Origin of the sequence: Acidithiobacillus sp. AC3 (assembly GCF_050261095.1) — a bacterium.
Lineage (GTDB): Bacteria > Pseudomonadota > Gammaproteobacteria > Acidithiobacillales > Acidithiobacillaceae > Igneacidithiobacillus > Igneacidithiobacillus copahuensis.
The window spans coordinates 1,626,309-1,645,076 of sequence record NZ_CP189838.1 but is presented as its reverse complement, the minus strand read 5'-3'; the positions used below and the strand labels follow the sequence as shown (position 1 = coordinate 1,645,076).

Below are 18,768 nucleotides of genomic sequence, written 5' to 3'. Positions count from 1 at the left end.
GGGATGAAAGAGTTTTTCCCCACAGTGGAGTGGGGGAACAAAAAGGCGCCTGGAAAAATCTCCAAGCGCCTTGATTATTGGCTCCCCGGGACAGGCTCGAACTGCCGACCTAGTGATTAACAGTCACCCGCTCTACCGACTGAGCTACCGGGGAAAAGTTCGCGTAGGATAGCGATGGAAGGGGTTTGCGTCAACCGGCTTTGCGTCAACCAGCTTTTTGCCTCTTGTTAGCCCAAAGGCGTATTTCCTCTTTGCGGTGTACGAGGAGCTCGCCGGAGACAGGTCGGCTGCCCCGTTCGCTCCCGCTACTAGGCGCGCATCTCAGGAAGGAAAGAGTTTCTGGGTGATCTCCGCTACGTGGCGTCCCTGAAAGCGGGCAATGGCCAGCTCGTTGGCCGAGGGCTGGCGGCTACCGTCGCTCTTGGCGAGGGTGCTGGCACCGTAGGGAGTGCCGCCGCTGATCTCCTCCATGTTGCTCAGCTCGGGGCAGGTATAGGGTACCCCGACGACGATCATCCCCTGATGGAAGAGGAAAGGGTGAAAACTGAGGATGGTGCTTTCCTGGCCGCCATGCTGAGAAGCCGTACTGACAAACACGCTGCCGACCTTGCCCACCAGCGCGCCTTGCTGCCAGAGACCGCCGGTGCGATCGAGAAAATTCCGCATTTGGCCACTCATGTTGCCAAAGCGGGTGGGGGTGCCAAAGAGGATAGCATCGTAGTCCCCCAACTCATGCGGATGCGCTTCTGGCGCGCTTTGCGCCTTGACGTGCATGGCCGACTGTTTTTCCGCGTCCAGGGTCTCCGGGACGCGCTTGATGATCACCTCCACGCCCGGCACCGAGCGTGCGCCTTCCGCTTCGGCTTCAGCCAACTGCTCTATGTGACCCCACAGACTATGATACAGCACCAAAATTTTGCTCATCTCTGATCTCCTTTTTCCACTACGCCAGTTGTCCGGCCCGATAGTCTGCTACCGCCTGCTGAATTTGCTCCTCGGTATTCATTACAAAAGGCCCATATTGGGCAATGGGTTCCCCCAACGGTCGTCCCGCGACCAGCAAGGCCCGACTGCCAGTCGACGCGGACAGCGCAACGCCCGTTCCGGCATCGTCCAGAATCGCCAAATGCTGCACCGGGACTTTTTGCGTGCCGATCTGCAGCTCCCCCTCATAGGGCACGACAAAGGCGTGATGAGCAACGGGCAGTTCCTGCCAGAAGCTCGCCCCCGCGGCTAATTCGAGGTCGATGATCAGAGGCTCTGTCTGGGCCCGTTGTACCGCGCCCTGCACGCCATGACTACTGCCGGCAATGACGGTCCAGTGGTTACCCTGGATATCTGCGCCGCGCGGCAGATCCGCGGCCTGAAAATCCCGATACCATGGCGCACAGAGTTTGTCTGCGGCGGGCAGGTTCAGCCAAAGCTGAAAGCCGGCCATTCGTCCCTCGGCCTGCTGCGGAATTTCGGAGTGAATCACCCCTTTGCCTGCCGTCATCCACTGCACCCCGCCACTCTCCAGCAGGCCCTCGTGTCCGGCACTGTCGCGGTGCAGCATGCGGCCGGCCAGCATATAGGTGATAGTCTCGAAGCCGCGATGCGGGTGGTCGGGAAAACCCGCGATATAGTCGTCGGGCTGATCGCTGCCAAAGGCGTCGAGCATGAGGAAAGGGTCGAGTCGCTTTTGCAGCGAACGCTCGAAGAGACGGGTGAGTTTGACCCCGGCGCCATCACTGGTGACGCGGCCGGCGATGACGCTCTCGACGCCCCGGCTCTGGGCAGAAGTCTGGGAAGTGCTCATGGTGTCGCCTCCTTGCGCAGTTTTGCGCGTAGTACTGACTTTGCATACTATGGCAATACATATTTTTGTAAAGTAGGTACTGATTAGTAACCATGAGAAAAACCATCCAGGAAAGTTCCTGCCCCATGGACAGCTTGTTGCGGCTCCTCATGGGGCCATGGACCACCTATATTCTTTGGACCCTGCGCAATCACGGACCGCTGCGCTTTGGCGCCCTGCAGCGCGCTGTAGGCAAGATTTCCGCACGCATGCTCACCGAGCGTCTCCGGCTGCTGGAAGAAGCAGGGATTATTTACCGCGACTATCGCCCGACTGTCCCGCCCGAGGTTCGCTACGGTCTGACTGAGCGCGGTCGGGAGCTGGGAGCGGTGCTGGATGGACTCGACGTCCTCGCGCGCAAGTGGGCGTCCGAGGGGTTTCCCGACAAGTCCCAGTAAATTCCCCTTGCGAGGGGGGCGGGGAGCCGATACCCTGCTCGTTGATTTCTGACAGGGTGAGAGTATGGCAGCGTTGATTTTTGATACGGAAACCACTGGGCGCAACGCGCCGCAACTGATCGAGGCAGCATGGTTGCGGGTGAATGACCTGCGCACCCTGGAGGTGGAAGAGCAATTCGTGCAACGCTACCGTCCGGAAAAGAAAATCGAGCTAGGCGCCATTGCGGTGCATCACATCCTCGATGAGGATCTGGCCGATTGCCCACCGGCAAGTACCTTCCAGTTGCCGGCCGATACGGAATATCTGGTGGGGCACAGTATCGACTTCGACTGGGAGGTAGCAGGCCGGCCCGAGGTGAAGCGCATCTGCACCTATGCCATGAGCCGCCGGCTATGGCCGGAAATCGACAGTTTTTCGCAGTCGGCCTTGCTCTATCACTTCAGTAAGGACCGAAACAAAACCCGGGAAAACCTTAAAAATGCGCATTCTGCGCTGGCTGATGTGAAATTTTGTCGGGTCATCCTCAACCGGATCGTGCTGGCAGTGCGGCCGGCCAATTGGGAGGCATTGTGGGAGTTCAGCGAGCGCGCCCGCATTCCCGAAACCATGCCCTTTGGCAAGCACAAGGGCGTCAAAATTTGCGATCTGCCGGATGATTATCGGCGTTGGGCATTGAATAATCTCACCGATATGGATCCGTACCTGCGCAAGGCCCTGGAGGGGGCGGCCTAGTCTCACTTCTCTCTGACCCAGGGGCTCCCGTGATACCCGAGAGTGCACTGCTTCTGCTCTTTGTGGCCGCCTCTTTGCTGGCGGTGATCGCTAATCGCTTGCGCCTGCCCTATACCGTTGCCCTGGTATTGGGTGGCCTGCTGCTGGGAAGTCTGCGTCTGTTTCAGACCCCAGTGCTGACCCATGATCTGGTGTTCAGCATCTTCCTACCCGGGCTGATTTTCGAATCCGCCTATCACCTGTCCGCAAGTACCCTCTGGCGGGATCGCCTGGCGATTTTCGGCCTGGCCGTCCCGGGCGTTTTTCTGTCGATGATTGTAACTGCCTATGTTTTTTTGGCGGTCTATCCCTATCTTCCCCATTTGGCCGACATGACCCTGAGCCTGGGCGTGGCACTGGTCTTCGGCGCTGCGGTCGCTGCCACCGATCCGATCTCGGTGGTCTCCATTTTTCGCCAGCTCGGGGCGCCGGCGCGGCTGACCTTTTTGATTGAAAGTGAAAGTCTGCTCAATGATGGCACCGCCATCGTCTTCTTTACGCTTTTTCTGGGTATTGCCATGGGCAAAGGCGTCAGCCTGCCTGCGTTGGGACTGGAATTTGTTTCCATGGTCGGTGGTGGCGCCTTACTGGGCCTGGTGATTGGCTGGCTGAGTTCGGAAGTCATCAAGCGGGTAAACGACGGTATGGTAGAGATTACCATCACCATCCTGGCGGCCTATGGTAGTTTTTTGTTAGCCACCGAACTGGATTTTTCTGGGGTCATCGCTACCGTGGTGGCGGGGCTGCTTTGTGGCAATTATGCCGCCCAGCGAGGCATGAGCGCCTCGGTGCGCATGGCGGTAAATACCTTTTGGGAATATCTCGGCTTTGTCCTCAACTCGCTGATCTTTTTGTTGGTGGGGCTGACCATTCATCTCCAGGACTTGCTGAAGATCTGGGCGCTGGTTCTCGCCGCGTATTTGGCGGTCACGGTGGCGCGTGCCGTGGTAGTCTATGGGATGGGAGCCATTCTGCGACCCACCCGTGCGCGGATTCCTCTCAACTGGAACTTCATCCTGCTCTGGGGCGGAATTCGCGGGGCGCTATCGATGGTCCTGGCACTCAGTCTGCCGATGGATTTCCCTTCCCGCGACCTGCTCATCAATCTGGTTTTTGGCGTGGTGTTGCTGACGATTCTGGTGCAGGGACTGAGCATCTCGCCGTTGGGACGCCTCTTTGGCGTCCTCGCGGGCAAGAACGACAATGAAAACTTTGAGAGGAACCGCTTGCGTCTGGCCCTCGCCGAGCACGACCTCAACGAGCTGAAGGCCTTGGAAGAGCAGGCTTTGCGCGACCCGAAGGTACTGCAGCTATTGCAACGGCAATTTTCTCAGGAGCGTGCGCAGATACAAGAAACGCTTGCGCAGGAGGAGGTCGACAATGACTGGATTCGTCAGCGCGACTATGTTCGCCTGTATCGACGTCTGCTGCTGCAACGCAAGCAGAAAATTCTCGATGCGCGCCAGGAGGGATTATTGAATGAGACGGGCGCAGAGGATTTGCTTGCCGATGTCGATGCGCAGCTGCTGGAGCTGGAATCGGCGCCTGCCAGGGCTTTTCAGCGGGCGAGGGAAGACGCTCAGGAACTTCCGCTGAAAGAGTGACTACCCATGCAGATGGGCGTCCAGCCTCTTCTGGCGCTCCATGGGGTTTCGGACCGGGTGCAGGTGCTCACCCTTCAGCTGGCAGAAGATCGCTGATCGATAAAATGACTTTTGAGAATATGAAAAAAACGTCGATACTTGCGCAGCTCGCGGTCGAGGATGAGTACCTGGTCCATGATCTCGTCGGGATGCGCATGATTGACGCTACCGAGAAGTTCCCGCAATTTTTCCTGTACCAGATCCTGTTTTTCCTCTAACGCTTCGAGGGCCTGCTGTAAATCCGTGGGCGGCGTGGCCGCCGGGCTGACGGCAGCCGGATGTTGTTTGATATTCATCGTTTTGCTCCAACGTGAAAATGGGCCCCGAGCGCCGGGGCCCCGACAGATCAGTGGGCCGAGTACATGGCCTTTTTGGTATAACGACCGCGGAATACCCAGATCTGGTACCAGTTGTATAGAATCATGATGGGCACAAAGCCAGTCATGAAGAGGGTGAACACCGCCAGGGAGTCGGCCGGATTCGATGCCTCTTGAATGCCCCAGGTATGCGGCACGATGTAGGGGAACATGGTCGCCCACAGGGCGAACCACATCAGGGCAACGACGCCCTCACCCCAAAGCAGGGCCACAAAGTCACGCGAGGCAGCGTGCGCTGTCATCGACATGTAGGCAAAGCCCAAGATCACCAGAATCCAGATCAGCCACACCCACCAATTGGCGCCGGTCCACTTGGCGGCTGCCCAGGGGAAGATGGTATAGGACCAGACCAAGGTGATAACGATCGCAGCCAGAGCGATCATCGAGAAGGCATTGGTCCATTTCTTGGCGCGCTCGTGAATGACATCGCCAGGGACAAAACGAGCACAGAGGTACAGACCACCGGCGAGACTCGCAGCAATGACCGCACCAAAGCCGGTCCAGATACTGAAGGGACTCAGAAAGGTAAACGGCCCGCCGGCGTAGTGGGGAACGGCGTCGAAGGCATTGGCGTGGGCACCTGCCACCCCTTCAGCAGCGATGTGGTGCGCCATGGGGAATCCTTGCAGGGCGCCGCCCAATGCCACACCAGCACCAAAAGTAGCGAGCACGCTTCCAAATGCAAACATCCAACCCCAGAAGCGCTTGGAACCGATGGCATGCACATGGAACTCGAAAGCTATGGCGCGCGAAATGACGCCCCAAAGGGCAAACGCGAGAGGAATCAGTAGGTAGTTGAAAGCGCTCCCGTAAACGGATGGGAAGGCGCCAAACAAGATACCGCCGGCGACGACCAGCCAGGTTTCGTTACCATCCCAAAAACCTGCCATGGACGCCATGATGGCACCCCGTTCCTCTTCATCCGGCGAAAACAGCGCAAAGATGCCGGCGCCCAAATCTGCCCCGTCCAGGGCGATATACAAAAGAAACATCAGGCACAGAACCAGCCACCACCAGGTGGAGAGTGCGCCGACGATTCTGGATACGTCTTGAAAAAACATGTGGAAAGTCTCCGTGGCAAGGCCGGGGTTGACCCCCGGCTCATGGATTTACCGACTCTTATCGAGCATCGGCTTGCTGGCGAAGGTCGGTTTGGCAAAACCACCGCCCGCCTTCTCTTCGTCATGCCCACTCTCCTCATCATGGTGCGTGAAGAGGGTGTCGGAATGTGGGATGTTGTCCACACCCTTGGCAATGACGCGGCTGAAGAAGTACCAGGCCCCCGACCATACAGTCAGTTCGAAGATGATGTAGCCAACGAACCAGAAGACCTCCTGACCGAGCGACATGTGGCTAACGCCCTGATAGGTCCGCATCAGGTTGAAAACCACCCAGGGCTGACGGCCGATTTCCCGAGTCCACCAGCCACACCAGATGGCGAGGTAGGGAAGGAAGCCGGAGAAGACTACAGCACGCAGGAACCAGGGATTCTTGCGTAGCGATTCGGCATTGAGCTTGCCGCGCAGGCGTAACCAGTTGCCCCACAGCGCCACAAAGAAGAGGAAGAAGCCAATCGCCACCATGACGCGGAAGGAGTAGAAGGGCACCCAGACATCCGGACGATCGTTGGCCGGGAACTGGTCCATACCCGGGACCTTACCGTTCAGGGTATGGGTTTCCAGCAGGCTCAAGACATGCGGAATGGTGATGGCAAAGAGGTTGCCGTCATTCTGCGCATTGGGAATGGCGATCAAGTGCCAGCCGGTATCCACTTTTCCATTCGGCAGGTAGGTGTGGTAGTGACCTTCCATGGCTGCCAGCGAAGTCGGTTGCGTCATAGCCACGTCACGGCCGATGGAATCGCCCAGCCAGATCTGTACGGGTGTGACGATCAGTAGCGCCAGCAAAGTTGGCTTAAGCAGCTTGGTGAAGAGATCGGCATTACGGTTCTTGAGAATGAACCAGGCGCTGACGCTGGCAAAAACGAAGAGGGCCAGCTCGACCGTCGCCACCCACATGTGCGGGAAGCCCCAGACAAAGTTGTCATTGAAGATGGCGTGCCACCAGTTGGTGACCTGAAAGAGACCATCTTTGAGTACGATGCCGTTGGGGGTCTGCATCCAGGAATTGGCCACTAAAATCCACATGGCCGAAAGACTGGAGGACAGACCGACATTGAAGGTGGCAAAGAGATGCATCCCCTTACTGATCTTGCCCCAGCCAAAGACCATCAGGCCGATGAAGCCGGCCTCATACATGAAGGCAGTAATGGTCTCGAAGCCCAGGATATTGCCGAAGAAGGGGCCGACGGCCTGGGAGAAGGGCCCGTAGAGGATACCGAAGGCCATTTCCATGGTGACACCGGTTGCGACACCGGCGCCAAAATTGATGATGAGAATCTTCTCGAAGAAGCGATTGAGCTTGTACCATCGCTCATCGCCCGTGCGCAGCCAAGCGACTTCCATAAAAAACAGCAGCCACGACATTCCGATGGTCAAGGGAGTCCAAAGGATGTGCATGGAGGTGATCCAGGCGAAGTCCATACGGCTGAGGAGCACGGGCAAAGTGTTTTCTAAAACCATGACTCACTCCTATGTCAGTTTTGGTAAATATCAAGTACACAGTAATGTACGTATTTATATAAGCAAATGCTGTACCATCTGAAACAGTCAGTAAGTCCCTGATCTTCTGCCTTCGTGGGAGGGGTTGTGGTGGATATCCACCAATCTCCTGGGGTATATGCACAAGTTATATATATAGATAAAAAACTATTTTGATAGCTATTTCTTGTCGGAAATTTTCATTCTGAGCCTTGCCCAGAGGCCTGACTCGTGCGATTTTCTCGGCTTCTGACGAGGGGAAACCGTGTTCCGATTTTTGCGCAAGAGACGTTTTTGGCTGGAGTTGGCGATCTGGATAGCGTTGCTCGCGGGAGTCTACTGCTTCACCCAGTGGCGCGGCAGTAGCGCCGAGCTGGCGGTCCCCCGACAGCTGCCGGCCATCAGTGTCCGCTCCCTCTCAGGGCAGGTACTTGAGCTGCCCAGGCTGCCGCAGCAAACCCTGCTGATCAATTTCTGGTCTCCCGATTGCCCGCCCTGTCTGGCCGAGACTCCGGCTCTGGTGCAGTTGCAGCGCTGGTTTGGCGGCAAGGAATTCAGCATTGTTGGGATTGCTGTGGATGGCAGTAGCGCCAGTGCAGTGCGGGCGCGCATGCGAGAATTCGACATCAATTACCCGGTCTACCTGGCAAGCGGGCAGGGCGCCAGCGAGGCGGCGGGTGGGGTGCTGCTGACACCCACGAGCTTGCTGGTGAATGCCAAAGGGCAAATCATCGGGCGCTATGTCGGCGCCATGGCGGTGCCCGTCATTCTTTGGCATCTGTTGTGGGCCTGGATATGAGAGGAGCCCGTTGATGCAGCGCAAGAGCCTCTTCCGCCAAACCGCCGGGACCCTGGCCCTGGGTATTGTCGCATTGCAGATTTTTTCCGTGCTTTCCATCATTCTTACCGTCCTGCTGCCTTTGGGCCAACGCTCTGCGGAAGATCTAGCCGGCCTGTTGATCATGACCGCCCAGACCTATCAACAACTGCCGGCGGAGCAACGTGCCGGTTTTCTGCAGCGCGTCGCGCGCGATAACGGCATCTATATCGGTGCGCCACCCCCCGATTTTGATATTGGCAGCAACCGCAGCCATCTCTACGGAAAAATTTTGTCCGAGGTGTTGCGTCAACGCCTGGGAAAGACGGTGCCGGTATTTTCTGCGCACGACCCAAAAGGCACCCTCTGGGTTGCTATCCCCACTCGCGGACAAGCGGTCTGGATGCATTTTGCGCGCCGACGCCTTACCGCCACACTACCCTTTGGTCTACTGGCGATTCTGGGGATCTCGACCTTATCTTTGTTGGTGTTGACGATCATTCTGGTGCGCCGTGTATTGCGCCCCCTGGCGGTGCTGGCGGACGCCCTGCGCCGCAAATGGAACGCCCCCCTGCCGACGCTGCCGGACAATGGTGCCAAAGAATTCTACGATCTTCTGGATGCCTTTGAGCGCATGCGCACCCGCTTGCAAGCGATGATCGACCACCAGTCTCTGCTGTTGGTGGGCATTTCCCATGATCTACGCTCCCCCCTGACCCGTATTCAGATGGCGCTGGAATTCTTGCCGGAAGACACACCGCAGGAACTGCGCGAGGGTCTGGCAGAGGATACCCAGCGTATGACCGAGCTGCTGGCGCAGTCCCTCGCCATTGGTCGGGGGAGTTCCGCCCGCATTGCCGATCTCGATCTGGTAGCACTTTTGCAGGTGACGGGCGAGGCGTTTACACGGGCCGGTGGCGCATGGCAGGCAAGCTTGCCACGCCGTTATCCATTCCGGGGGGATTACGAGGCGTTGCGCCGTCTCTTCGACAATCTGCTGGACAATGTGCGCCGCTATGCCGGCGAACGGGTAGAAGTGACGTTGCGCAAGCGCGACGGAAGAGGGGTGCTGCTGTTCTGTGACGACGGTCCCGGAATACCAGAGGATCGTCTGGAAGCATTACTGGAGCCGTTCAGTCGTGGGGACAGCGCGCGGGGGCACAGCGAAGGCAGCGGTTTGGGCTTGGCAATTGCGCGGCAGATTGCTGAGGCACAGGGCTTACAGTTACGTCTCTATAACCGCAGCGATGGGAGAGGACTCTGCGCGGAACTCTCCTGGGAGCTGCGCGCAGAGCCAAAGCTACGATGATGTATGGTCAGGCAAGAACCTGACGGCTTCTGGCAAGAAGATCGAGGGTACGGCGATCTGCGATCCGGTAATACACCCGGGTGGCTGCCTTGCGCATCATTACCAGACCCTGCGCCTGCAGCAGGGCAAGATGCTGGGCGGCGTTGCTGTGGCTGGTGTGCACCGCGCGCGCAAGGTGCTGCAGGTTCATCTCGCCGCTGCTGAGCAGGCAGAGCATGTGGTAGCGCAAAGGATGGGCGAGCGCGCGCAGGGCACCCGCCAAGCGGTACATCTCTGTTTCGTCGAGAACGGTTTTGGTCATGGCGATAGCCTCATGTGGAGATCGGTACCGATACCTTTAGCAATACCTGTGCCGGCCGCAAAAGTCATAGTAACCGTTTGATTTGTAATAAAAGGCGAAATTTTCTGGTGATCCGCCTGTCGATCTGCGGCTACATTTCCGCGCGTTAGGGCTCTTTCCTCCCAGAAGGCTGGTGCTGACCCTGTCGTGGGTCAGCGACAGATCACAATTGGTTGCGCCAGAATTGATCTTCTTTGTCCATGATGCGGGTGGCCTCTTCCGGGCCCCAGGTGCCCGCCGGGTAGGTGATGATATAATCCATCTCCCGAGACCAACGCTTGATGAAGGGATCGACAGCGCGCCATGCCCATTCGACCTCATCAAAGCGGATAAACAGGGCCTTGTCTCCCTCTAGCACGTCGAGCAGCAGCGCCTCGTAGGCATCCAGTTCTTTTTCTCCGTCGCGGCGATAGCTGGCATTGAGCTGGGTGGGGCGGATGCGCATTTCCAGCCCCGGTTCTTTGACGTGGAGCTCAATTTTCAGACTTTCGGGCTCCAGCGATAGCAGGATCCAGTTGGGTTCAATGCGGTCGATAGGGGTTTCGCGAAAGAGCTGCTGCGGGGCATGACGAAAACGGATGGCGACGCTGGAGCTCTTGGTAGGCATGCGTTTGCCGGTGCGCAAATAAAAAGGGACCCCGCGCCAGCGCCAGTTGTCGATGTAAAATTTGGCGGCCACGAAGGTCTCGGTAATGGAGTTGGGTGCCACTCCCGGCTCGTCGGCATAGCCGGGCACATGCTGATGGTCGATGATACCCGGTCCGTACTGGGCACGTATCGCGTGGGCATGGATGGCCGTTTTTGGAATGGGCCGGATGGAACGCAGGACCTTGACCTTTTCGTCGCGCAGGGCGTCGGCCTCCAGGGAGGGCGGAGGTTCCATGGCCACCAGGGTGAGGATCTGCATCAGGTGGTTTTGTACCATATCGCGCAAGGCCCCCGCCTGATCATAATAGCCAGCGCGGTTTTCTACCCCTAGGTCCTCGGCTACGGTAATCTGCACGTGATCGATGAAGTTGCGATTCCAGACGGCCTCGATGGGCAGGTTGGCAAACCGGAATACCAACAGGTTTTGCACGATCTCTTTGCCCAGGTAGTGATCGATGCGGTAGATCTGTTCCTCCCGAAAATGGCGATGGATTTGCTCGTTTAGCTGAATCGCGCTTTCCAGGTCATTGCCAAAGGGTTTTTCGATCACGATGCGGTAATCGCCATCGCGGTGGAAGCCTGCCGCCGAGAGGTTCTGCAGTACGGTAAAGAAGTCCTGCGGACGGATGGCGAGATAAAGGATGCTGCGTTCGGGCTGCTGTGCGCCATCCTTGGTCAATTGTTTAGCAAGGTTTTGGTACAGCTCGGCTTCGTGCAGTTCTCCCCGCACATAATGAAAGCGGGCGGCAAATTTCTCGAATTGCTCGGGATGAAAGTCGCCGGCAAAGGATTCGAGTTGTTCGCGCAGAAATTCCAGCCAGCCCGAATCATCCCAGGGGCGTCTGCCCACGGCATGGATCTGCAGATCCTCGGGGAGTAGGCCAGCACATTGCAGATGATAGAGAGAGGGCAAGAGCTTGCGCGAGGCGAGATCGCCGGTGGCACCGAAGATGACAAACTGACAGATGCAGTCTTCGTTCATTTTGCCTCCTGTACTACCGCGTGGCCACCAAACTGATTGCGCATCATGGCCAGTAGCTTGGCGGCGTAGTCGTCCTTGCCCTGACTGGCCCAGCGCATTTGTAGGGCGAGGGTGATCACCGGGGCGGGAATCTTTTGTTCCAGTGCCGCCTGCGCGGTCCACAAGCCTTCGCCGGAATCCGCAACGATGGGGGCGATATCCGCCAAGACCTGATCCTTGTGCAGGGTAGCGGCGGTGAGATCCAGCAACCAGGAGCGTACCACGCTGCCATAGCGCCACATCTCGGCCACTGCGGCCAGATCCAGATCGAATTCCGTCTTGCCCTGGAGGATGGCAAAGCCTTCGGCGAGGGCCTGCATCATGCCGTACTCGATCCCGTTGTGAACCATTTTCACAAAATGTCCGCTGCCGACCGGACCGCAGTGCAGCCAGCCCTTATCAGGCCCCGGAGCCAGGATCTTCAGAAAGGGCTCGACCTTGGCCACCGCTTCCGGCTTACCGCCCACCATCAGGGCATAGCCTTCCTGCAGGCCCCAAACACCGCCGGATACACCAGCATCGACATACTCCACGCCATGGCCCTCGACCTCCTTGGCCTGCGCCATGGAGTCGCCGTAGAAGGCGTTGGCACCGTTGACGAGGATGTCGCCTTTGGCCAAAAGGGGCAGGAGCTCGGCAATGTGCTCGGCGGTCGGAGCGCCTGCCGGCAGCATCAACCACACGACGCGCGGGGCGGGGAGCTGTTCCACCAATTCTTGCAGGCTGCTGGCGGCTTGCATCCCCGTCTCCTGCGCCAGCTCCTGCGCTTTTTCGATATGGCGGTTGTAGGCGACCACCTCAGCACCATCGCGCTGCAGGCGGCGCGCCATATTGCCGCCCATGCGTCCCAAACCCACCATTCCGATCTTGCCTGCTGCCATATCCCACCTCCTGACGATCACCCGCTGACACTGCTATGCTCTCAGTATAGTCAGCTCATAAGGATCAGGACGGATGGCGATGGAATTTTCTTTGGGTACGCCGCTGGCAGCGGGGGCAACACGGATCCTCCTGCTGGGCGCCGGTGAGTTGGGGAAGGAGTTTGTCATCGCCGCCCAGCGTCTGGGGGTGGAGACCATTGCCGTCGACCGCTACGCCCATGCGCCCGCCATGCAGGTGGCGCATCGCAGCGAAGTGATCGATATGACTGATGCCGATGCGATCCTGGCCTTGGTGGCGCGGGAGCGGCCAGATTTTGTGGTGCCGGAAATCGAAGCCATCGCCACTCAGGCCCTGGCGCAGATCGAAGAAAGACGCTTGGCCACGGTCATTCCCACGGCGCGAGCGGTGCGCCTGACCATGGATCGCGAAGGCATCCGTCGCCTTGCCGCCGAAGAACTCTTCCTGCGCACTTCTCCCTATGCCTTCGCTGCTTCTTTGGCGGAGCTGCAGGAAGCCAGCGCGAAAATCGGTTTCCCCTGCGTCGTCAAGCCGGTGATGTCTTCCAGTGGCAAGGGACAGACAGTACTGCATTCTTCTGATGAAATTCCGGAGGCCTGGGCGGAGGCGCAGAGCGCCGGGCGGGTGCGTGGTCAGCGGGTCATTGTCGAGGGTTTTGTTGATTTTGATTTTGAAATCACCCTGCTGACGGTGCGGGGCGCGGAGGGAACCGTCTTTTGTGCGCCCATTGGCCATCGTCAGGAGGCGGGCGATTACGTCGAATCCTGGCAACCACAGCCCATGTCCGATAAGGCACTCGCTGCGGCGCAGCAGATGGCACGGCAGGTGACGGAGGCCCTGGGCGGTCGCGGCATCTTTGGGGTGGAATTCTTCGTGCGCGGCGAGGAGGTGTATTTCAGTGAACTTTCGCCCCGCCCGCACGACACCGGCATGGTGACGCTGATCAGCCAGCGCCAGAACGAATTTGAGCTGCACCTGCGTGCGATTCTGGGTTTGCCCCTCGACCCCGGCTTTCGCCGGCCTTCGGCCTCGGCCGTCATTCGCGCCGGCGATGTCGGCTGGGGACCGGTCTATAGCGGCATGGCTGCGGCTTTGGCGGTCCCCGAAAGCGATTTGCGCCTCTTTGGCAAGCCGCAGGCGCAGAAGCTGCGCCGCCTGGGGGTAGCGCTGGCGAGCGCGGAAACGACCGATCTTGCCCGCCAGCGGGCGGTACGGGCGGCCGCGGCCATCCGCGTCACCCGCTCTTCCGGCTGAGCCTCTTTCTCCCTTGCCTACGCGTCCGCCGCCACTTGTGGCCCTTTGCGGACGGGAGCAGGCGTAGGTTTTATTCGTGATTCTATCCTGATTTTGCGCCGGGCTTGCGAGTTGTGCTCGTGACATCACCGGCGCGCTCCGCAAGGCGGCCAGTGACGTACTTATGCAGAACGCTGGCAATTAGCGTCTGGTACGGCACGCCTTCCTCTAAGGCCTTGACCCGGATATCGTTCAGATCACCAGATGATAGGCGGATATTGACCCGGCGATCCTTGGTTGCGGTAGCGCGAGCGGCGACTTTGAACCTGGCAAGTTCGGCTTTGGTAGCAACGGACTGCAACTGGCCTTTCTCGAGGGCGCTCAGTATCTCGAGTTCGTATTTATCAATTTTCGGCATCTGACTCACCTTGATATAAATAGTCCCGAGTAGCCTTGCGACTGGGGATCACAGTCTTCAGGAAGAAATAGTCTTCTTCTTCGACAAACGGTACCAAGTAGGCGTGGTTGTCACACGACACCACGAGAATGCGCTGCTTTGGATATTTCGCCTGGTTCGGGTGAGTCAAGATGTCCAGCAGCCCACCGGACTCAATGGCGACCGCGATGCGCTCAAAGGAAATGCCCCGCTCAGAGGCGAGCGTTTCATTCTTCTCTGCGTTCCAGCGGAATGGTTTCATAAAGACATCTTACGCCGCCGTGTGCCTATTGTCACCAGACCGCCTCTTCCAATCGCACAGGGTCAATCATCCACCATCAAGGCGAACAACGTTTCTATCGGTAAATGACTCAGAACTTGTAGGTGAACATCACCCGGTTGTAGACAAAGGAGTGCTGACCAGAGCCCGGATAGAGTCCGGGCGCACCCCCATTGCCCACTTCGACCTGATCCCGCAGGCAGAGGCTCTGGAACTTGCCCTGTGGGAAATAACTCACATTGAAGTGGGTCCAGTTGCTGTCCCCGGAAAAATACGTATTGAACTGCGAGTAGCCGGCGGTTAGCTGCAGTTGCTTCGGGATTGGCCAGTACGCGGCACGCACGCGCCAGCCATGCCCTGGTCCCACCCCCACCAAGCCCTGAATCATGGCGTCTACGTACAGAGGGTCTGCCGTGTAACCCACGGTGTAGGGCGAGATGATGGCACCGCCACCCAGGGCGTTGGCGTGCAGTTCGGTGCTGTCGTAGGCATACCAGAGACTCCCGTGCGGAAAGTGAATGCCCGCCTTGACTCCCCAACTGGTGGTGTTGACACCTTGACCGGGTTGTCCGAATAGGGTGGTTCCGGTACTCGCAAAGGCCTCACCCGCCCCCCATTCGCGGGTAAACTGCGCGGCCACGAAGGGCTGTACGGGGGCGGATACCGGCAAACGGTAACTGCCATCCCAATAGAACATATTGGCAAACTGATCAAACTGGTAAAACCAGGCCTGGGTCTTGGCAGTGTGCCAATGGTACTGAGCGCCAAAAGCCAGGGCACCATTGCTTGGGTGTTCCTCTGAATAGCTTTGCGGCAGGACGTTGGGGCCACCATAGAGGTAATCGCCGTAGCTCGGGCCAAAATAATAGAGGTTGTCGCGGGTGAACTGATCGTTGGTGCGATCTTTCCAGCGGAAAATGCGCAGTGCATCCAGTGTCAGACCGGATACCGGATGCACGGCCAGGGTTACGCCTTGATAGGTGACGGGAATGACCCGCCCGCCCACGCGATTGAGCCAGGGGGTATCGACGAGCTGGTTACCGATCTTGGCGGTGAGCCAGTGGTCCTGGTATTCCAGATAGGCCTGACCCAGGGCGTTGACGGAGCTTTGATCCCCCATCAGGGTCTTGTCCACCCGGGCCGGATTGCTCGCCAGCGTGCCTATGGCATTGGCCGTGTAAAAGCTGACGCCCACGCGGAATCCCGACAGGAAAGATGCCGTCAGGACATTGATCCGGCCAGCCAAAGAATAGGCGTAAGCGTTGACGGTGTTCGGGGTGCCATACAGGCGACTGAAGTAGTAGGAACGAATCTGCCCGTCGATCTGGCTCTTGGCAAAGAACTGACTCAAGGTTTCCGCCTGAGCGCCGCCCGCAAGGGCGCAGCTGGCAAAAAGGATTGCAGTGATGGTTTTGCGTTTCATGATTGGATTCCCTCTTATATTTGATATATACGTGAATATAGCGATACTGGGAAAGAAGGCCTGCGGTTTCCAGCAGGCCTGTTAACTGTTCTTGGCAGAGAACCAGCGAATCAGTTCAGAGGCTCACCCTTGGGCGCGCTGTAGCCATCGTCGCGGAAGATCTTCTGGCCTTCCGGGCTTTGCAGGAATTTGATGAATTCCATGCCCAGCTTGGGGTTGGGCGCATCCTTGGGAACCGCGGCGTAAAATACCAAGGGCTGCGGGGTGACGGTCTTTTCCTTGCCATCGACATTGGTCTTGAAACTGGCCTTGTCATACCAGCTGGCCTTGTAGGCGGGATCACTGAGATTGATTTCGACCGGCAGCTTGACATAGGGCAAATGCAACGATTTCACCGCACTCAGATAGCCTGAAGACGCTGCCATCTGTCCGCTCTTGAGCCGCGCCAGCAGCGACATTTCCGTGAAGATCTGCTGTGGATTTTCGATGGGGCCAAGGATTTTCTTCACGAGATCGGGCTGATGGTAATAGCGTTCCGCCAGTTGCAGGGTAAAGACGATGTTCTGCCCCTGCGGGTCGGCCTTGGGGTCAGTGCGGCCAAAAGTAGCACCCGGCATTTCCAGGACCTTGTACCACGGCTTGCCGGCGGCGAAATCCTTGGCAAACGGCGTCTTGGGGCTGTAGGCGATGACCATTTGGGTACTGGCGACGGGGTATGCCGTCTTGACCATGCCCGCCTTCTGCAGCACCTCGATCGGGCCGGGGGTAATGGAAATGAACACGTCAGGTGTGATCTGATGCCCAGCGATCAGATGAGCCACAGCGTAAGCCCCTTGGCCCTCACCGCGGAATTCGACGTGATGGCTTTTGGCAAAGGCGGGGCCCAGATGTAGGTTCATGACATTCCCCATGGATCCGGCGAAGGCAGCGAACATGGTTTCAGCATTGGCAGCTACGGGCAGGACAAGACCCAAGGCGAGAGCGGCGGCAAGTGGGGTTTTGCGAAAAATATTCATCGGCGTGGTCTCCATCGCAGTGTGATATTCACAAATATATAAGGCTTCGATCGAAGTGTAAACTAGAATATAGCGATAGGCCCATAAAATTGGGCAAAGGCCTGCTTATCCAGTCTACAGACCTCTTTTTTCGCTCTGTTTTGGGCTTGGCGCGCCACCTCGGCAAGATGCCTATTGGGGCGCCTGTTCACCGGCTTGTTGTCTGTTGCGGTGTCGTTGCCTCACGATCTACATCAAAGGCGTCAGCTTTGTCGTTTGCCGGCTAGCGAGCGCTTCGGCAGAGTAGACGGCCTGGCCGTCCTGATCGGAGGAGACGTCACAAGGGATTGGTATAGATGGTGCCGTTGAGGGGAATCGAACCTCTGACCTACTGATTACGAATCAGTTGCTCTACCGACTGAGCTACAACGGCATAACTACTTTTGTGCAGGCCGCCAATGGTAGCGACACGGCGCCGCTTTTGTCAAAAAGCGATCCCGCCATTTGGATGGAAGCAAGTCACGCGTCGGTCTCTATCTGCAGTTCGGGCCGCTGCAGCAGGAAGGCCTTGAGATACCGGCTTTCCGGTACGGCGGGCGGGACCGGGTGGTCCAGATCCTGCCCGCCGTCGGCGAGGATGACGCTGGGGCTGCGCACGGCGGCGTGGCTGATTTCCCGCAGCAACATCTCCCGCGACATATGGAAGGAGCAGGAAGCGGTGAAGAGTAATCCGCCAGGGCGTAGCAGGCGCAGGGCGAGGTCGTTGAGGCGTCGATAGGCCTGCACGCCTTCTTTCATGTCCTTGCGTGATTTGATCAGCGCTGGCGGATCGAGGACGATAAGGTCGAAGCTCTCTCCTTGATCACGCAGCAGACGCAGGCTTTCCAGGGCATCACTTTGTTGGGCGCGAATCTGCCCGAGTCCATTGCCTGCCGCATTGCGCTGCAACAATTCCAGGGCGCTGGCGGAGGCGTCGATCGCCAGCACCTCGCTGGCCCCCGCCCGCGCCAGGGGCAGGGCGAAGGCACCGCTATAGCTGAACAGGTCGAGCACCCGGCGGCCCGCAGCAAAACGCTGTATCAAGCGGCGATTGGCGCGGTGATCGTAAAACCAGCCGGTCTTTTGTCCGGCGTATGGATCGATCGTGAAACGGCAGCCATTCTCTTCGATCTCGAGTACGGCGGGTACGTCGCCGGCCAGCACTTCGACCCGCTCGGGTAGTCCTTCCATCTTGCGCGCGACGCCAGTCGCCTTGAGCAGGATGCCCTGTTGCGGAATTTCCGCCTGCAATGCCGCGACGATCTGGGGGAGATCGCGTTCCATACCCTGACTGCCAATCTGCAGTACAAGAAAATCCCCGTGGCGGTCGATGATCAGACCCGGCAGACCATCGCCTTCGCCATGCACCAGACGATAGTAGGGAGAATCGAGCAGACGTTCCCGCAGACGCAGGGCAACGGCAATGCGCCCGCGGTAGAAGCTGATGTCGATGGCCTCGCGCACATCGCGGGTCAGCAGGCGGGCACAGAGCAGGGAGTGGGGACTCAGGTGCGCCAATCCGAGGGCATGGCCCTGGCAGTCCTCGACCTGGACCACGCTTCCCGGTTCCATCTGCGCGAAGGGGGTCTGCGTCGTATCGATCTCGTTGCTGTAGACCCAAACGTGGCCTGCACGCAGGCGGCGATCTTCGTGGCGACGGAGGCGTAGGGGAGGGTAGCTGGACATGGGGAATTCCTGAG

The 18,768-nt window shown here is 58.5% G+C and carries 19 protein-coding genes and 2 tRNA genes; 6 read left to right on the top strand and 15 right to left on the bottom strand.

Translation table 11 applies throughout. The features are described from left to right. Positions 1-78 precede the first annotated feature (78 nt). The 3 genes from ACQAYK_RS08330 to ACQAYK_RS08320 form a co-directional block, all read right to left on the bottom strand. Positions 79-154: transfer RNA gene (locus tag ACQAYK_RS08330), tRNA-Asn, on the bottom strand. Between the two features lie 167 nt (positions 155-321). Further along, positions 322-924 carry an NAD(P)H:quinone oxidoreductase gene (wrbA, locus tag ACQAYK_RS08325; RefSeq protein ID WP_483167483.1) on the bottom strand — a complete coding sequence of 201 codons (603 nt, stop codon included), beginning with the start codon at positions 922-924 and terminating at the stop codon, positions 322-324. Positions 925-943: 19 nt separating this feature from the next. Next, positions 944-1,798 (bottom strand): pirin family protein, encoded by an 855-nt coding sequence (locus tag ACQAYK_RS08320; RefSeq protein ID WP_483167482.1) that lies wholly within the window; start codon positions 1,796-1,798, stop codon positions 944-946. Positions 1,799-1,890: 92 nt separating this feature from the next. Here ACQAYK_RS08320 and ACQAYK_RS08315 point away from each other — a divergent pair, with 92 nt between their 5' ends. From ACQAYK_RS08315 to ACQAYK_RS08305, 3 genes are all read left to right on the top strand, one after another. After that, entirely contained in the window at positions 1,891-2,235 is a 345-nt protein-coding gene (locus ACQAYK_RS08315) for a winged helix-turn-helix transcriptional regulator (RefSeq protein ID WP_483167481.1), read from the top strand. 64 nt (positions 2,236-2,299) lie between these two features. After that, a complete protein-coding gene (locus ACQAYK_RS08310; RefSeq protein WP_483167480.1) occupies positions 2,300-2,968 on the top strand; it encodes a 3'-5' exonuclease in 669 nt (222 codons plus the stop codon). A 29-nt stretch (positions 2,969-2,997) separates the two neighbouring features. After that, positions 2,998-4,611 carry a cation:proton antiporter gene (locus ACQAYK_RS08305; RefSeq protein ID WP_483167479.1) on the top strand — a complete coding sequence of 538 codons (1,614 nt, stop codon included), beginning with the start codon at positions 2,998-3,000 and terminating at the stop codon, positions 4,609-4,611. A 74-nt stretch (positions 4,612-4,685) separates the two neighbouring features. Here ACQAYK_RS08305 and ACQAYK_RS08300 read toward each other — a convergent pair whose 3' ends face one another. From ACQAYK_RS08300 to ACQAYK_RS08290, 3 genes are all read right to left on the bottom strand, one after another. Continuing rightward, entirely contained in the window at positions 4,686-4,946 is a 261-nt protein-coding gene (locus tag ACQAYK_RS08300) for a hypothetical protein (protein ID WP_483167478.1), read from the bottom strand. Between the two features lie 50 nt (positions 4,947-4,996). Beyond that, positions 4,997-6,019: a cytochrome d ubiquinol oxidase subunit II gene (locus ACQAYK_RS08295; protein ID WP_483168028.1), complete on the bottom strand. Its 1,023-nt coding sequence runs from the start codon at positions 6,017-6,019 to the stop codon at positions 4,997-4,999. A gap of 117 nt (positions 6,020-6,136) precedes the next feature. Beyond that, entirely contained in the window at positions 6,137-7,609 is a 1,473-nt protein-coding gene (locus ACQAYK_RS08290) for a cytochrome ubiquinol oxidase subunit I (protein WP_483167477.1), read from the bottom strand. A 283-nt stretch (positions 7,610-7,892) separates the two neighbouring features. On the opposite strand from ACQAYK_RS08290, the gene ACQAYK_RS08285 reads away from it, so the two are divergent. Together ACQAYK_RS08285 and ACQAYK_RS08280 are read left to right on the top strand one after the other, a co-directional pair. Continuing rightward, positions 7,893-8,426 carry a TlpA disulfide reductase family protein gene (locus ACQAYK_RS08285; RefSeq protein WP_483167476.1) on the top strand — a complete coding sequence of 178 codons (534 nt, stop codon included), beginning with the start codon at positions 7,893-7,895 and terminating at the stop codon, positions 8,424-8,426. A gap of 13 nt (positions 8,427-8,439) precedes the next feature. Beyond that, the gene (locus ACQAYK_RS08280) at positions 8,440-9,753 is read left to right on the top strand and encodes an ATP-binding protein (RefSeq protein ID WP_483167475.1); all 1,314 of its coding nucleotides are present in this window, start codon (positions 8,440-8,442) and stop codon (positions 9,751-9,753) included. Between the two features lie 7 nt (positions 9,754-9,760). On the opposite strand, the gene ACQAYK_RS08275 is transcribed toward ACQAYK_RS08280, so the two are convergent. The 3 genes from ACQAYK_RS08275 to gnd form a co-directional block, all read right to left on the bottom strand. Further along, the gene (locus tag ACQAYK_RS08275) at positions 9,761-10,054 is read right to left on the bottom strand and encodes an ArsR/SmtB family transcription factor (RefSeq protein WP_483167474.1); all 294 of its coding nucleotides are present in this window, start codon (positions 10,052-10,054) and stop codon (positions 9,761-9,763) included. A 202-nt stretch (positions 10,055-10,256) separates the two neighbouring features. Then, positions 10,257-11,723 (bottom strand): glucose-6-phosphate dehydrogenase, encoded by a 1,467-nt coding sequence (gene zwf, locus ACQAYK_RS08270; protein ID WP_483167473.1) that lies wholly within the window; start codon positions 11,721-11,723, stop codon positions 10,257-10,259. Continuing rightward, positions 11,720-12,643, bottom strand: coding sequence for a phosphogluconate dehydrogenase (NAD(+)-dependent, decarboxylating) (gene gnd, locus ACQAYK_RS08265; RefSeq protein WP_483167472.1), 924 nt, complete (start codon positions 12,641-12,643; stop codon positions 11,720-11,722). The genes zwf and gnd overlap by 4 nt, the downstream gene beginning before the upstream one ends. A 73-nt stretch (positions 12,644-12,716) precedes the next feature. On the opposite strand from gnd, the gene purT reads away from it, so the two are divergent. Then, the gene (gene purT / locus ACQAYK_RS08260; RefSeq protein WP_483167471.1) at positions 12,717-13,916 is read left to right on the top strand and encodes a formate-dependent phosphoribosylglycinamide formyltransferase; all 1,200 of its coding nucleotides are present in this window, start codon (positions 12,717-12,719) and stop codon (positions 13,914-13,916) included. Between the two features lie 82 nt (positions 13,917-13,998). On the opposite strand, the gene ACQAYK_RS08255 is transcribed toward purT, so the two are convergent. From ACQAYK_RS08255 to ACQAYK_RS08230, 6 genes are all read right to left on the bottom strand, one after another. Continuing rightward, positions 13,999-14,313, bottom strand: coding sequence for a hypothetical protein (locus ACQAYK_RS08255; RefSeq protein ID WP_483167470.1), 315 nt, complete (start codon positions 14,311-14,313; stop codon positions 13,999-14,001). After that, positions 14,300-14,593: a BrnT family toxin gene (locus ACQAYK_RS08250; RefSeq protein WP_483167469.1), complete on the bottom strand. Its 294-nt coding sequence runs from the start codon at positions 14,591-14,593 to the stop codon at positions 14,300-14,302. The genes ACQAYK_RS08255 and ACQAYK_RS08250 overlap by 14 nt, the downstream gene beginning before the upstream one ends. 109 nt (positions 14,594-14,702) lie before the next feature. Further along, positions 14,703-16,034, bottom strand: a complete 1,332-nt coding sequence (locus ACQAYK_RS08245; RefSeq protein ID WP_483167468.1) for an OprD family outer membrane porin — start codon at positions 16,032-16,034, stop codon at positions 14,703-14,705. A gap of 110 nt (positions 16,035-16,144) precedes the next feature. Beyond that, on the bottom strand, positions 16,145-17,050 hold the full coding sequence (locus tag ACQAYK_RS08240; protein WP_483167467.1) for an extracellular solute-binding protein: 906 nt from the start codon (positions 17,048-17,050) through the stop codon (positions 16,145-16,147). 336 nt (positions 17,051-17,386) lie between these two features. Then, a tRNA-Thr gene (locus ACQAYK_RS08235) sits at positions 17,387-17,462 on the bottom strand. An 86-nt stretch (positions 17,463-17,548) separates the two neighbouring features. Continuing rightward, positions 17,549-18,754, bottom strand: a complete 1,206-nt coding sequence (locus tag ACQAYK_RS08230; protein WP_483167466.1) for a class I SAM-dependent rRNA methyltransferase — start codon at positions 18,752-18,754, stop codon at positions 17,549-17,551. Positions 18,755-18,768 lie beyond the last annotated feature (14 nt).